A 12,989-nucleotide genomic window follows, 5' to 3' on the forward strand; every position below is an offset into this window, starting at 1 on the left:
AGGAGGTTTCGTGGCTGAGATTCTGTGGCGCACCGAATACCGCGATGGTGTGCGGTGGCTGTTCTGCAATCTCGCCGAGTTGGGTTTCCGGCTCGATGACGATGGCCAGGCGTCGGGGATGTTCCTGGCTATCGCGGCCCCGCTCGGTGGTGTGGCGTCGCTGGGAACGCTTCTCGCGAAGGGTGATCAGGGTTTCTCGCCATCGATCGAGATGGGCAGCTTCGTCGAGCTCGATGCCGACGACGTCACCCCAGCGTCGGTGTCGCTGAATCTGCTGGCCGAAGCAACCGACGTGTCTGGCCCGGTGTACAGCCTGGACGTGGTGCTGCATCGCGGGGCGACGGGTGAGGCCGGCACGGTGGTGTTCAACCCGGGTGCTATTTCCGAGGATCCGCAGCTCGGTTGGATTCCCGCCGTCGCTGCTGGCCTCACGGAGTTTGAGCTTGTGCCGCAGCGGGTTCCCACGATGCACTGGCCCGCATCGGTGACGGACGTGCCGGGTGGAACGACTGCGGGGTTCACGATGACGACAGTCCCCATCGCCGCTGTGCCGTGGGATCGCTACGTCATCCCAACTGGTGAGGTGCAGGTCGTCGCATCGTCCGGCACGAACCTCCGCGTCGACCTGGTCGCGCACCTGGACGATGAGACCGGCACGAAGATCGTCGGCCGCTCGTTCGGTATCGCGGGCGCGAAGGACAAGCTGTCCCTGATCGGCTATCCGCCGGCTGGTACCACGTCGAGCGCGACGAAGATTCTCGCGAATAACCCTGCCAACGTGTACTTCCGGACCGAGAAGCAGGCCGGGTCGTCGTCGTACTCGTCAGTGGCCGGTACTGGCCTGTTCGGCTGCATGACGGTGCCCGCATGACCGATGGTCCTGACTGGGCTGACACTTTCGCCGCGATCAAGCGGCCACCCGGGAAATCGAATGTCGGCAACACGCGTCCTGGCATGGACCAGGTGCAGGTGTGGCAGGAGTTCCAGCAGCAGCGTACGGGCGCGGATGTCGCGGTGGCTGTCGGCGCTGTGGATACCGGCGACGACTTCGACGGCTGGGGAGCGGTCACCGAATGGGCCAGCAACACCGTCGGAAACATCCAGGGCGTCCTCAACGGCATCGTCCGTGGCTGGCGCGGCATCCCCGACGCGGTGGGATCAGCCGACGACGTTCAGGTCATCCTCGGGGAAGCGCGGCAGGTCCAGTTCGGGCTGATCACGATCGGTGACTTGTCGGCCGCGCCCAAGAACGCGCCATTCTGGGTGTCGCCGAATCCATTTGAGGACGTGAGCTTTCCGCGATCCCAGCTGCAGGCTGTGCCCACATACACACTCACTGGAAGCACGGCGTCAGGTGGCGCTGGCACCGCCGCGCACACCCACGACGTCGGCACGCTTACGGTGGTGGCCGGCACCCCGACACGGCCGCTGTACACGATCCCAGCTGGAACGCTCGCACTTGGCGCGGTCCGGGTGGGTACCGACGTCGCCGACAGCACGGGCGTCGTACGGAACACGGTGCGATTCATTGCCGGCGGTGACACCCCCGGTGGCGCGCTGTTGTGCGGGCTGTACAAGCTCGATCCCACCACTGGGACAACAACTCTGGTGTACGACTTCGGTGACGTATCCGACGAGGTGGACACCGGGGCGAAGCTGTATGAGTGTTCGCTGGAGATGACGGCGGACATTACTGCCGAGGCCGGTGAACTCTTCCAAATCGGGTTGCTCCCCATCGGGGCCAGCTTCACCGTCGCGGGCATTCCGCGTTCGGAGATCGTTCCCGACCCGGTGATCTATCCGCAGGCCGCCACCGAGTTGGTGTCAGGGCAGTCGTCGTTGCCGTCGTCGGTGACCGACGCGAGCATGACGCACACTGCTACGCAAAGGATTTGGGTGTCGCTCGGCGTGGCATTGGCTGACACGGTGCAGCCGGTCACAATCGTCGTTGACTTCAATGCCTATGCCAACAACGGCAACTGGAGCTCGCCCGCGTGCGCGAACTTCCAGAACAACGCGAGCGCGGTGTGGGCGATCCAAGACGGCAAGCTGCGCGTATCCGGCACAAGCACCCTGGGGGCGAGCAGCTACCGCAAGGCCTCTTTGGTGTTGCAGCGCTGCGACACCGACAACATTTACGCGGAGATCGTGATCGGATCCGAATGGACCAACGCCGACAGCGGCTATGCGGATCGGGTGTATGTGCGGTCGAACATTTCGGGCACCGAGGCGGTCGGGATGTTCGTGCAACAGGACGGGACTGCCGACGCGGTGGTCACCATCCAGACTGTCGCTGATCTCCTGAATGTGGGCACCACGCGGGCGACGAGCTCGAGCTCGTTCAAGGCCGACATCAGCGACGTGTTCCGTATCGAGGCCGTGCACGACGACACCGCCGGCTACACGACGTACATCTGCTACCGCAACGGTGACGCGATCCCAGGGGCGGTGTGGGCCGACACCGGAAACATCTCGCCACGCGGGGTGGCATGGCGCCGGGTGGCGTTCTCGGCGCACTGCGCTTCCTACAACTTTGGCGTATGGCGACCGGCGTCCATCGACGCATTCCGCGCTGGCGATCTGACCTAACAAGAAGGGGTTTCAACCATGCCTGCTGGACCTTCGAAGTGGCTTGTCAACTCGCTGTGGGATGCGGTGTTCTTGGGCACCCCGTTTGTGATCAGCCAGCCGTACGTGCAGTTCCACTCCGGCGATCCTGGTAGCGGTGGTACGGCGAATGTCATTGCCCTGGACCGGCAACCGGCATTGTTCGAGCGGGACACTGACGGGCATTGGCGGACCACTGGCGCGCCGATGGAAGTGCCAATCGACGTCGCCGACGTGACTGTCACGCACATCAGCCTGTGGGATGCGCCGACGTCCGGGAACTGGGCAATCAACATGATCGCGAACCAGCCGATCCCGGTCGTTGAGGGTGACCTGCTCATCCTGTCCGACAAGATTCAGTGGACCGTCACCGATTGGGTTGCCTGATGCCGGTGACGCGGATCGCGACGGCGCAGACCTCGGCGCTGCTTGCGGGAAATCTCACCTCGCACACCATCGACCGTGCCGTGAACGTGAATCCCACTGCGGGGCCATATGTCTACGGGATCGCGCTGTACGGCTTCACTTCCGACGTGTCCCTCACGGGCGACCCGGTCACCTGCACGTGGACTGGCGGCACTCCGGTGGACTTGCTGGCGTCTCCGCTGTTGTTCGGGTCGAGCATGAACATGCTGATGGGCTGGATCGTTGAAAACCCGGTGAGTGGCACGGTTCAGGTGTCGCACACGGGGATCGGTACCAGTACGTGGGCGAAGGCGCGGTTCCTCGAAGTGGGTGTGTGGTCGCAGGCTCAGCAGTTGGACCTGGTGAACATTCAGGCCGCCGTAGTGAGCGCTGTCGGATCCTCGAATGTCACGTCACACACGGTGACTGTGCCGTCGATCCTGCCGGCGTCCCGTGTCATCGCAGGTCATCTCGTTGGTCGTGGCAAGAAGATCACCGCCTACAACGGGACCAAGGTGGCGGCGGCGAACTCTGCCGGTACGCCGAACTCGCCCTCGGGTAACGGGCAGATGATCCTCGGTGAATGTCGTGGCGCAGCGTCGGTGAACTCGACGGTGACGCAGTCCCCGTCAACCGGGTTGTGGGCGACGCTCGGCCTGAACATCGATCCCGCGCCGGTTGTGTTCGGCGCGAAGGGGACTCACAAGGCGGGTAAGGGTTCGTTCGGGGCGTCGGTGTACCGGTTCGCTGAGCCGCATCCTGACCGCATGTACGTGGTGCCGCCGGTCGGTGCCGCGAACGATCAGGTGTTGGCGGGTAACTTCATCCGCTCACTCGATGGTGTGCCGATGCCGGTCTACGTGAAAGACCCTGACGACACAAGCGATTACACGCTGGACTGGTCGAACCATCTCGCCGATGACGACAAGATCATCCACGTCGAGTGCACGACGTCTGGATCGTTGCGCATGATCTCGCAGCCTGCTCTCGATGATGCGGGCGTGCTCACTCAGGTGTGGATCACGGGCAGCACCGTGAACGTGACTCGCTCCGTGCGTGTCCGCTGCTCGACTGCCAAGGGCCGCCGGTTCGATCGCACATTCTGGATTGCCGGATCGCAAGGATAAGGGGTTTGGTGTGGCGCTTGTAACGGTGTCCGGTGTGGTGGTCGATGAGACGGGCCGCAAGGATTCGCGCGACTGGATGATCTTCTCGCCGGTGTATCGGGAGGGGTCGGCGGGTGCGGTGGTGACGATGCGTGAGCAGCGGGTGCGGGTCGTGGCCGGTGTGTTCACGGCCGAGCTCGAACCCGGTGTGTGTGTCATTGGGAATCCGGACGGGCAGCGGTACACGGTCACGGTGCCGGATACGGACGCGGACCTGTGGGACATCATCGCCGCCGCGGTCGCATTCCCGCCAAATACTGAGGCTGAGGCGCTGGCGGCGGCCGTCAGCGGATATCTGGAAGACAACCCGCCGGTAGCGGACTGGGGCGCCCTGAGTGGCAAGCCAGCCGTCATTGCGCAGGGGGCCACGCAGGCAGCCGCCCGCGCGTCCATCGGGCTGGATGCGCCGACGGTGCTCAGCAATTGGACGCTGTCGAACACCACGAAGCTGCGGGCGTCGCTGGCGAAGGCGAAGTTGGGGACCGGCTACAGCACACACGCCGTCTTGGGCGATTCCCTCAGTTCGATGTTCGATGGCACTGGGTTCGACTTCCCGAATTCGTGGTGGCGCAAGTTGTGGCGCGCCCTGGTCGCTTCGGGTGTGCCGAACGGGGGCACGGGCCGCGTCGCGATGAGCGATTTCACTGGGGCTCCGGTGCCGATCGCGACGACCAGCGACCCGCGTATTTCCCAGGTGGGCGGCTGGAATCACTACGACATCGGGTATGGGTCGCCGACCGGTGGCGGCACTGTCACATTCACCAGCGACGTGGCTGGCACGATCGTCGATGTTTACTACCTGTCCGCTGGTGGTCCGGCTTTCACTGTCGCGATCGACGGTGTGGCGCACACGGTGACGCCGTCGGGCGGGTGGCATCGTGCGGTGGACACCACCAGTGGCCTCGCCAACGGCACGCATACCGTCGTGATAACTGCGGCTTCGGGTAGTTCGGATTCTGTTCTGCTGCTGGGCTTCCGGGTGCGTCAGGCGTCGGGTATCAGCTTCGACAACCTCGCCGTCAAGTACGGCATCGCGGCGTACAACCAGGAGCACGACGCCGGTGACTTGACTGGTCGCGCAGTGGCCGAGGACTACAGCTCGGACGCTGATGTGTTGTGGATCGCGCTCGGCGCCAACGATATTGGCATGGGGCGTACGCCGTCGCAGATCGTCGCGGACATCACTGCCCTGCGTAATCGCTGGTCGTCGGCGGACTGTGTGTTGGTGATCGAGCCGGACAACGGTGATAATGGTGCGGCGCACGCGAACTATGTGACGGCGATGCGGACACTGGCGGTCACGCTGGACCTTCCGCTGCTCGACATGTCGCTGCGGCTCGGTACGCACGCGCAGATGGTCGCGGCGCAGATCATGGGCCCCGACGATATCCACCTGAACGCGGTCGGCCAATCCGACTGGGCGGCAGTCACCTTGGAGGGTGTGCAGTCCGTAGCCCGCGCCGCTGACGGGCTGGCGACAGTGAAGGCCACAGCGGATGCATCGACCGGCCGCGCAATCGCGTTCTCGATCGCCCTCGGATAAAGGAGAGTCATGCCCCAGAACTTGATGGCCTCGACAAGCGCGCTGCCGCAGGTGCTCGTGTCACAGCAGGTCGCCTCATCGGAGACAACCCAGTACACAGGGCCGGCATCGTCGGCCGTCAAGATCGCGTCAGCCGTCCTCACGAACACGACAGGGTCGCCAGTCACGGTGTCCCTGTCGCTGGTGAAGTCCGGCGGCACTGCGGGTTCCGCGAATCGAGTGCTGTCGGCGTACTCACTCGGTGCTGGTGATTCCACCGTGGTGTCCGAGCTGTCGGGCCAGTTCCTCGGGCCGGGTGACTTCATCTCCGCGCTTGCCGGTACCGCGTCCGCTGTCTCGTTCGTGATGTCGGGGGTTGTGTTCTCGTGACGCGACGCACGCGACTCAACACGGGCACCACCCTCGCCGACGTCAGCCGAGGCCGCGCAGGAAGCGGCCAGACTGGTATCTACGTTCCGGGTGACTGGGGTATCAACTGGCGCGCGAAACTCGCTGCGGCCAAGGCGGGCACCGGACTAGCGAAGATCGCGATCAAGGGCGACTCGATCTCGTTCGGCGCGTTCGTGTCGAACCTGGACACCAAGTCGTACGCGGGGCTGTTGGCGACGTCGCTGCAGGCGTTGTACGGCGACGGCGGGTCCGGCTTCAAGGGAGCTCACCGAACCACGACTTTCGCGGGCACAGTTGCACCGTCGCAAGCGATGACAGCCTGGACCGCGGCGGGGAACATCATCACCCAAACAGGCGGCGCACTGACCTCTGGTACCGACCAAGGCCCGGGCGCTATCCGTGTGGGATCGACAACCGCAGGGGACACGCTCACCGCGACATTCCGCGGCACCACGCTGAAAATCTATACCCGCGTGAACAACGGCACCTCGGCGCCGTGGACGTACGCGATCGACGGCGGTTCGGCTGTATCGGTGACCGATACCAGTACCAACGCCTTCAATGAGGTCGCCGTCAAGACGATCACGGGACTGTCGGCCGGCAGCCACACCGTCGTTATCACCCACGGCTCAGGTTCGGCAAACCTCGCATTCTTCGGCATCGAGGGCAGCAACGCGTCCGGCGTGCTGGTCAACAACTACGCATCGTCGGGCGCACCGTCGGACCGCTACGCCATCAACACCGCCGACCCCATCAACCCTGGCACCTGGTCGGGCGGATCAATGAACCCGTGCGACCTGCTGATCTACGCACTGGGCGCCAACGACGTCAACAGCACCGGCTACACCACAGCCACGGGCATCACGCTCGGCGCCAACGCAGTAGCCACCGCAACAACGCTGACCACATCGGCGTATCTCGCTCCTGGGCAGTACCAGATCGACAGCGAAATGGTGTACGTCATCGCCTCCAATGGCACGACCGCCACACTGAAATACGCACTCACAGCTGGTCATTCGAGTGGCGCCAGCATCAAGGTCCCGCTGATCAATCCCGACTCGTGGCTGATGTCAGCTGCCCGCAACTTCAGTGATCTGCGAAACACCAACGCCAACGCTGAGCTGTTGATCCTTCTGCCTCATATCGGCAATTTCGATGGGCTGCAGAACTGGGCGACGATCACCCAACGGGCTCGCGCCTTGGCTGAGTCGTATGGCGCGGCACTGGTGGATATGTGGCCACTGGGCAGAAACTCGTGGGGTTACTGGAATACGTTGGGGCGCTGGGGCAACGGCGCTGCGACGACTGCCGGCTCTGCGGGCACCGACAACATCCACCCGAGTGACGCGGGGCATCAGGCGTACCACGACGCTCTACTGCCGTTGTTGGTCGCGTGATGAACAAGGTCGGCGCTGTATTGGTGGGAATCGTTGCGGGCCGGGGAATCTTCTCGGCCGCCTTCTACGTGTGGATGATCTTCGGTGCCGACCCGAACAAAGACCCGTTGTTGTCCTGGTGACGTAGATGGGCATTCACATGAGCAGCGAAGGGCTGCGACTGGTAGCCGAAGCAATCAGCGCCGGAACACGCCTCGAGCTGCACAGCGACGGAGCTATCGAACGCATCCTCTGCTCCACCTGCTGCACCGAATCAGCCGGCCGCGCACGGTTCCTCGGATTCGCCGAAGACGGCATCCGGGACTTGGGCGTGATCACCGTTTGCCTGAATCCCGATTGCGAGGACGGAGAGAAGAAATGATCACCGAAAATGGTTGGCCCTCATGCGGTATCGATGCTTGCGACAGCAATCCGATCCCCGGAACCAGCATCCGAATCCCGCTCCAGCGGGGCATCCCGAACACGATCATGAAGGCGTTCGCGGCTGACTTCAACGCCTATGTTGAGCCGTTGAGCGTCGGTGCTGACGAGGGTGGTTGGACTGCAACCAATTCGGTTGCCACGTCGAACCATCTCGGCGGCACGGCGATGGACCTCAACTGGAACCAGCATCCGATGGGCAACGCATACGCCGGATACAACCCCACCGAAATCGCCACTGTCCGTGACCTTCTCTCGTTCTACGAGAACATGATCTGGTGGGCGAACGATTGGGACAGCCCGAAGGATTCGATGCACTTCCAGATGGGGTACGGCACGTACGGCAACCAGGCCCGGTGCAACGACTTCATCAAGCGGAAGATTCGAGCGGACGGGTTTTCGACGTTCCGCCGCAACGGCGCCATCGACCCCAACGCATTCCCCCTGCCGGTCGGCTACTGCTACGGCCCACTCGACGGCCCCGACTACTGCATCTCCGGTGAGTACGAAGGCGACCTCCAGTCCTGGAAGGACGGCCTCGGCCGCTGGCAGCAGGCGCTCGGCCTGCCGGTCACGAAGAAGTGGGATACGGCGACCCGTGACGCGGCCACCGTGCTCCAGAAGCAGCGCGGCTGGAAGTCCAACCCCGACTTCGGTTACGGCGGTGTGTATCTCGCCGAATGGGACACTGTCATCAAGGACGGCTGGCGCCTCCCCGGCGCCCCGCCGACAACGGAGTTGGACCCGGTCGCGAAGCATCAGAAGTTCCTCGCCACAGCGAGTGAGCGCGAGCTGCTGGTGTATCTCGCCGACCAGGCCGGACCCGGCAACCCCGCGTGGCCCACGAAGGGCAAGACGGTCCGCGACAAGGTGTTCGAGCTGTGAGCCGTCGCCACCTCGCCGTGGTGTTCAGGGGCACCGGCGGAATCATAGGTCAGGATTACGTCAGCCGCGTCTGCCAAGGCGCGGCTGATCTCGTTGAGGAGTTCAACCCCCGCTGGCCCGCAACGATGGGCGGCCTGCCAGTTGGCGCGGCCGGGAGTATCGGCGATAAGTCGATGCAGCACTCCGTCGACATCGCGTTCGCCGACGCGAAGAAGCTCATCACCGCGAAGCTCGCCGAACGACCGAATCGGCGCATTGTCATCGGCGGCTACTCGGCGGGAGCTGTTGTCGCAGCGAAGGTTCGGCAGTGGGTGCAGCAGACGCACCCCCGCAACTACCTGTGTAGCTTCTCGCTGGGCGATCCGACTCGGCCCAACGGTGGCTGCTACTTCGCTGGCACGCCGACGCCCGGCCGTGGCATTTCGTCGTGGCGGTATGGCGACGTGTACGACTGGCGACACTGCTGGCTCGCGAACCGCAACGACATGTACACGTCGGTCCCGGACAACCATACCGGCGACATCATGCAGACCGCGTACGACATGGTCACGAATTTCGAGCTCACCGATCCGATCGGCACGGCGACGGCCATCGCGGCGAAGGTCCCCGAGATCGTCACCGAAGCGCTCACGGATCCGCTCGCGGCGTTCCAGGCCATCGGTATCGCAGGCGGATTCGTCGCGACCAACCCACCGACACTGCCGCACATCACCTACGAGTTCGCCGAAGTCTGGCCGGGGCAAACGTATCTCGGCCTGGCGATCCAGCACGTCCGTGATTGGTCCAGCCGCGCCGTCGCGGCCTAACGAGGGGATTCACGATGTTGGCCAAGATCATCGCCGAGCTATCGAGCGCGCGCGTCCGAAATTACTTCTACGCGCTGTCCACGGCGTTCCTGGCATTCGCTGTCGGGTACGACTGGATCAGCCCGGACAAGCTCCCGCTGTGGTTGACGCTGTTGGCTGCGGTCTTCGCGATCACGTCTGGCAGCACGGCGACCGTCGTTCTGTCGAAGCAGCGCAAGGACGGCACCGTCCAGTGAGCGGCGGCATCACCCCGTTCAACCCCGACTCGTGGATGGACGTCGTTGCCCTGCTTGGTATCGCCGCGATCGGCCTCGCAACAACCGCCCTGCCGCTGTGGCTCAAGGCGCGTTCGACGGGCACGAAGGTCACCGAGATTCACGAGCAGACCGTCAACGACCACAAGGAAGAGACGAACCTGCGGGTGCAGCTCGACCGCATGGAGCGTGACCAGCGTGCGTTCCACGAGGCGGTGACCGGTGAGATTCGTGGCTTGCGTAGGGACATTGGGCGTCTAGCTGATGCTGCCGTGGACGATCGGGCGATGCACCACAAGGACATTGATCGCCTAGATGACGATATCGACGAGTTGCGCCGGCGGTCCGCATGAGCACAAGTGGTTGGGCGGCCATCGGTGGACTCGTGGCCGTGCACAACGTGGCGGCTGCAGGCCGGGGTACGCCGATGCTGTCGGAGACGTTCGACGGGTTCCGCACACGGCATCCTGTCTTGGCGCACGCTGTGGTGGTGCTCGTCGCTGGGCATCTGCTGCGGATTCTGCCGAAGTTCGCGGATCCGCTTGGTGCTGTCATGGGCACCCTGGCGCGCAAGATCGGGCCGTTGCGTTGACCTGACTTGTCACCCGTCGGCGCTAAGCTGACAACTGCCGGTAACTATCGCACCCCGGCTTGCAGCGCCTTGCATGGCGCACAGTCCAGGTTCACCCTCCCGGAGCCTGAAGAACCGCCCCCGACCTACATGGTCGGGGGCGTTTTGTCGTACCTAGCGGGGTAGATAGCCTGTTCAAGTTTCCTTACATGTTGCCGGGACATGTAAAGAAACGGGCCGGAATTTTACATGGAACCGACCAGCCCTCGTAGCCGTCTATACCTGTAGATCGTCCCTGGCCGTGCTCTCCCGGTCGGGGACGATCTTTCATCGGTTCTACCCTTGCAATCCCGACTATGTATGACATACTCGATACATGCACAAGCTGACCGCCCACAACGACGAACTCCCCACCACCGTCTGGATCGACGACACCGGCGACATCTACCGCGGCCCCGACACCGTCCTCGGCCACGGCGCAAACGACACCGTCGACATCGGCGAATACTGGCTAACCGGCGAATGACCAACCTGACACCCGGCGGCAAATCCCTATCCGGCGACGGCACCCACTCGCCCGTGATCACAGTCCGCGTCCCCGCCACCGTCCGCGACACACTCCAGTGGCACGCCGACCAGCGCGGCGTCGGACTATCCAAAATCGTCCGCCAAGCAATCGACGAATATCTACAGAGGCACTGATGCAGACCTACACCAACGGGCAGCGCGTGAAGTACAGCGGCATGTTCGGCGAAACCAACGGGCTCACTGGCCGCGTCATCCGCCAATACAAGTCCGGCGTTCTGGTCCGCTGGTCCGACGGCAGCAAGTGCAGCGTCCACCCCGAAGACATCATCACACTGCCGTGACTCAGCGGCGTCGATACTCGCCCCTTGCGGTCGTTGTACGCCTGCCACCCGCATTCGAGGCACTCGCAGAACACCGCGGCGGTGGCACCGGTTGGTGGTGATCCCCAGCCGCGCAGAACATTGCCCCGGATCGAGGCGGACGGTAGGCGTTGGGTACGACAGTCAGGCCTGATTGAGTTCCGGCGGCACTAGTACGGCCAACGCTTCCATCATCACTGAGTTCCGCGCCTGATCCGCGTGCGCGTAGATGCGCGTCACCTCGGGGGAGTTGTGCCCAAGTATCTCCATGCGCGTGTGCTCATCGGTACCGGCAGCCCGAAGCGTGGTCGCGGCTGTGTGTCGGGCCGAGTAGAGGACGAGCGCCCGCTTCTCATCTATCCCGGCATCTTTGAGTAGTGACCTGAATGCGTCGTTGTCGTCTTTCGTCGTGACCGGCGAACCATCGGCTCGGTGGAATACCAGCCCGTGCGGGTTCGGCCCTTTGTCCATGTCGCGCAACGTCACGAGTGCCTGGCGTAGTGGTTCGATGATCGGCACCCACCGCTCACCAGCATTCGACTTCGGCCGCGTCAGCACCAACGAATCATGCAGCGGTCGGTTCTCGAACTTCACCGGGAAATCCCACTTCCAGTCCGGGCAACGCCAACCGTTCTTACGGCCACACGGCCAAACCCCATCCGCCTTATCTCCGCAGCCGTGCGACTTCGTGAGGTTCTGCAACTGCCACGACACATCCATCACCGCGCCGTTGGGGGTGTCCAGATTCTTCAACCGATCCCACTCCGCGCCGAGTGCTTCACCGGGCCGCGTCCCTGACAGAAAGGCGTACATCCACCGGGTTGCTTCCATGTGATTGCGGGTCTCGAGCGCCGTGGTGAGAATCTTGTGAACTTCCACGACCGTGAATGTCGGGCGCGCCTTCGGAACATAGTCAGGCGCATCCACCACCGCCGCGACATTCCGCCGGATCAACCCCTCGGCAATCGCATCATTCAACGCCCGATGCAACACCACGTGAGCCTTCTGCGCCCTCCGCGTCCCCTTCCCGAGCGTGATCGCCATGCGCCGCACATCCGCCGGCTGAAGGTCCACCAACTTCGTCTTCCCCAACGCCCGTTTGATGTTGTTGATCGTGTGGACATAGCCGGCGTAGGTGGTGGGTCGGATTTTCTCTCTGTGGACGTTTGGTAGCCAGTATTCGACCCACGCAGCGACGGTCATCGTGCGGTTGATTGATAGGCCGTCCTTGGCGTCGGCCTTGAGTTCATCGAGCTTGTCGACGAGGGCGCCGTAGTCCTTGGCGTAGACGCGCTTTTGGCGGCGCCTGCCGTTCTCGTCGTAGCCGAGCTCGATGCTGCCGACCCACATTCCGTCCGACTTGCGCTGGAAGATGCCGCCTTCGCCGCTGGCTCTGCGTGCCGTCTCGGTCTTCTTCTTGAACGCCATCCCGTTGATGCCCTTCTAGGTGTACACACGACTGTCCACATGGAGGTGTACACGGAGCGTATACCAGTTACTAGAAACCTGTATCTACCAGCATGTTTCGGTTTGTGACCTGGCCCAATTCTACCAAAACCGGGGACTCATAATCCCTTGGTCGCGGGTTCGAGCCCCGCCCGCCCTACTAGCGAAACGCGCAGGTCGGGGCCGGTTTCTGTGGAAGTCGGCACTGGCCT

The 12,989-nt window shown here is 63.5% G+C and carries 18 protein-coding genes; 17 read left to right on the forward strand and 1 reads right to left on the reverse strand.

Features of this window, described 5'->3' with window-relative positions:
* Positions 1-10 precede the first annotated feature (10 nt).
* The 17 genes from A7G45_RS00270 to A7G45_RS00345 all read left to right on the forward strand — a co-directional run bounded on the left by A7G45_RS00270 (position 11) and on the right by A7G45_RS00345 (position 11,313).
* Positions 11-871: a hypothetical protein gene (locus tag A7G45_RS00270; RefSeq protein ID WP_260932115.1), complete on the forward strand. Its 861-nt coding sequence runs from the start codon at positions 11-13 to the stop codon at positions 869-871.
* Positions 868-2,589 (forward strand): DUF7257 domain-containing protein, encoded by a 1,722-nt coding sequence (locus tag A7G45_RS00275; RefSeq protein WP_260932118.1) that lies wholly within the window; start codon positions 868-870, stop codon positions 2,587-2,589. The genes A7G45_RS00270 and A7G45_RS00275 overlap by 4 nt, the downstream gene beginning before the upstream one ends.
* 18 nt (positions 2,590-2,607) lie before the next feature.
* Positions 2,608-2,994 (forward strand): phage tail fiber protein, encoded by a 387-nt coding sequence (locus A7G45_RS00280; RefSeq protein ID WP_260932121.1) that lies wholly within the window; start codon positions 2,608-2,610, stop codon positions 2,992-2,994.
* Positions 2,994-4,139 carry a phage fiber-tail adaptor protein gene (locus A7G45_RS00285; RefSeq protein ID WP_260932123.1) on the forward strand — a complete coding sequence of 382 codons (1,146 nt, stop codon included), beginning with the start codon at positions 2,994-2,996 and terminating at the stop codon, positions 4,137-4,139. The genes A7G45_RS00280 and A7G45_RS00285 overlap by 1 nt, the downstream gene beginning before the upstream one ends.
* Before the next feature lie 10 nt (positions 4,140-4,149).
* The gene (locus A7G45_RS00290; protein WP_260932126.1) at positions 4,150-5,721 is read left to right on the forward strand and encodes a GDSL-type esterase/lipase family protein; all 1,572 of its coding nucleotides are present in this window, start codon (positions 4,150-4,152) and stop codon (positions 5,719-5,721) included.
* 9 nt (positions 5,722-5,730) lie between these two features.
* The gene (locus tag A7G45_RS00295) at positions 5,731-6,090 is read left to right on the forward strand and encodes a hypothetical protein (RefSeq protein ID WP_260932128.1); all 360 of its coding nucleotides are present in this window, start codon (positions 5,731-5,733) and stop codon (positions 6,088-6,090) included.
* Positions 6,087-7,508 (forward strand): hypothetical protein, encoded by a 1,422-nt coding sequence (locus tag A7G45_RS00300; protein WP_260932132.1) that lies wholly within the window; start codon positions 6,087-6,089, stop codon positions 7,506-7,508. Before A7G45_RS00295 ends, A7G45_RS00300 begins: the two co-directional genes overlap by 4 nt.
* On the forward strand, positions 7,508-7,630 hold the full coding sequence (locus A7G45_RS00305; RefSeq protein WP_260932134.1) for a hypothetical protein: 123 nt from the start codon (positions 7,508-7,510) through the stop codon (positions 7,628-7,630). The genes A7G45_RS00300 and A7G45_RS00305 overlap by 1 nt, the downstream gene beginning before the upstream one ends.
* A 17-nt stretch (positions 7,631-7,647) precedes the next feature.
* Entirely contained in the window at positions 7,648-7,869 is a 222-nt protein-coding gene (locus A7G45_RS00310; protein ID WP_260932138.1) for a hypothetical protein, read from the forward strand.
* Positions 7,866-8,813, forward strand: a complete 948-nt coding sequence (locus A7G45_RS00315; RefSeq protein WP_260932141.1) for a M15 family metallopeptidase — start codon at positions 7,866-7,868, stop codon at positions 8,811-8,813. The genes A7G45_RS00310 and A7G45_RS00315 overlap by 4 nt, the downstream gene beginning before the upstream one ends.
* A complete protein-coding gene (locus tag A7G45_RS00320) occupies positions 8,810-9,619 on the forward strand; it encodes an alpha/beta hydrolase family protein (RefSeq protein WP_260932144.1) in 810 nt (269 codons plus the stop codon). Before A7G45_RS00315 ends, A7G45_RS00320 begins: the two co-directional genes overlap by 4 nt.
* 14 nt (positions 9,620-9,633) lie before the next feature.
* Positions 9,634-9,855 carry a hypothetical protein gene (locus A7G45_RS00325; protein ID WP_260932146.1) on the forward strand — a complete coding sequence of 74 codons (222 nt, stop codon included), beginning with the start codon at positions 9,634-9,636 and terminating at the stop codon, positions 9,853-9,855.
* On the forward strand, positions 9,852-10,226 hold the full coding sequence (locus A7G45_RS00330) for a DUF2746 domain-containing protein (RefSeq protein WP_020102675.1): 375 nt from the start codon (positions 9,852-9,854) through the stop codon (positions 10,224-10,226). The genes A7G45_RS00325 and A7G45_RS00330 overlap by 4 nt, the downstream gene beginning before the upstream one ends.
* Positions 10,223-10,465: a DUF7427 family protein gene (locus A7G45_RS00335; protein ID WP_260932153.1), complete on the forward strand. Its 243-nt coding sequence runs from the start codon at positions 10,223-10,225 to the stop codon at positions 10,463-10,465. The genes A7G45_RS00330 and A7G45_RS00335 overlap by 4 nt, the downstream gene beginning before the upstream one ends.
* A gap of 355 nt (positions 10,466-10,820) precedes the next feature.
* Positions 10,821-10,970: a hypothetical protein gene (locus A7G45_RS00340; RefSeq protein ID WP_260932156.1), complete on the forward strand. Its 150-nt coding sequence runs from the start codon at positions 10,821-10,823 to the stop codon at positions 10,968-10,970.
* Positions 10,967-11,146 (forward strand): ribbon-helix-helix domain-containing protein, encoded by a 180-nt coding sequence (locus tag A7G45_RS32645; RefSeq protein ID WP_407667526.1) that lies wholly within the window; start codon positions 10,967-10,969, stop codon positions 11,144-11,146. Before A7G45_RS00340 ends, A7G45_RS32645 begins: the two co-directional genes overlap by 4 nt.
* Positions 11,146-11,313 carry a hypothetical protein gene (locus tag A7G45_RS00345; protein WP_260932158.1) on the forward strand — a complete coding sequence of 56 codons (168 nt, stop codon included), beginning with the start codon at positions 11,146-11,148 and terminating at the stop codon, positions 11,311-11,313. The genes A7G45_RS32645 and A7G45_RS00345 overlap by 1 nt, the downstream gene beginning before the upstream one ends.
* Positions 11,314-11,475: 162 nt before the next feature.
* Here A7G45_RS00345 and A7G45_RS00350 read toward each other — a convergent pair whose 3' ends face one another.
* A complete protein-coding gene (locus A7G45_RS00350) occupies positions 11,476-12,759 on the reverse strand; it encodes a tyrosine-type recombinase/integrase (protein WP_260932160.1) in 1,284 nt (427 codons plus the stop codon).
* Positions 12,760-12,989 lie beyond the last annotated feature (230 nt).

Source organism: Mycolicibacterium llatzerense (assembly GCF_025331195.1).
Lineage (GTDB): Bacteria > Actinomycetota > Actinomycetes > Mycobacteriales > Mycobacteriaceae > Mycobacterium > Mycobacterium llatzerense.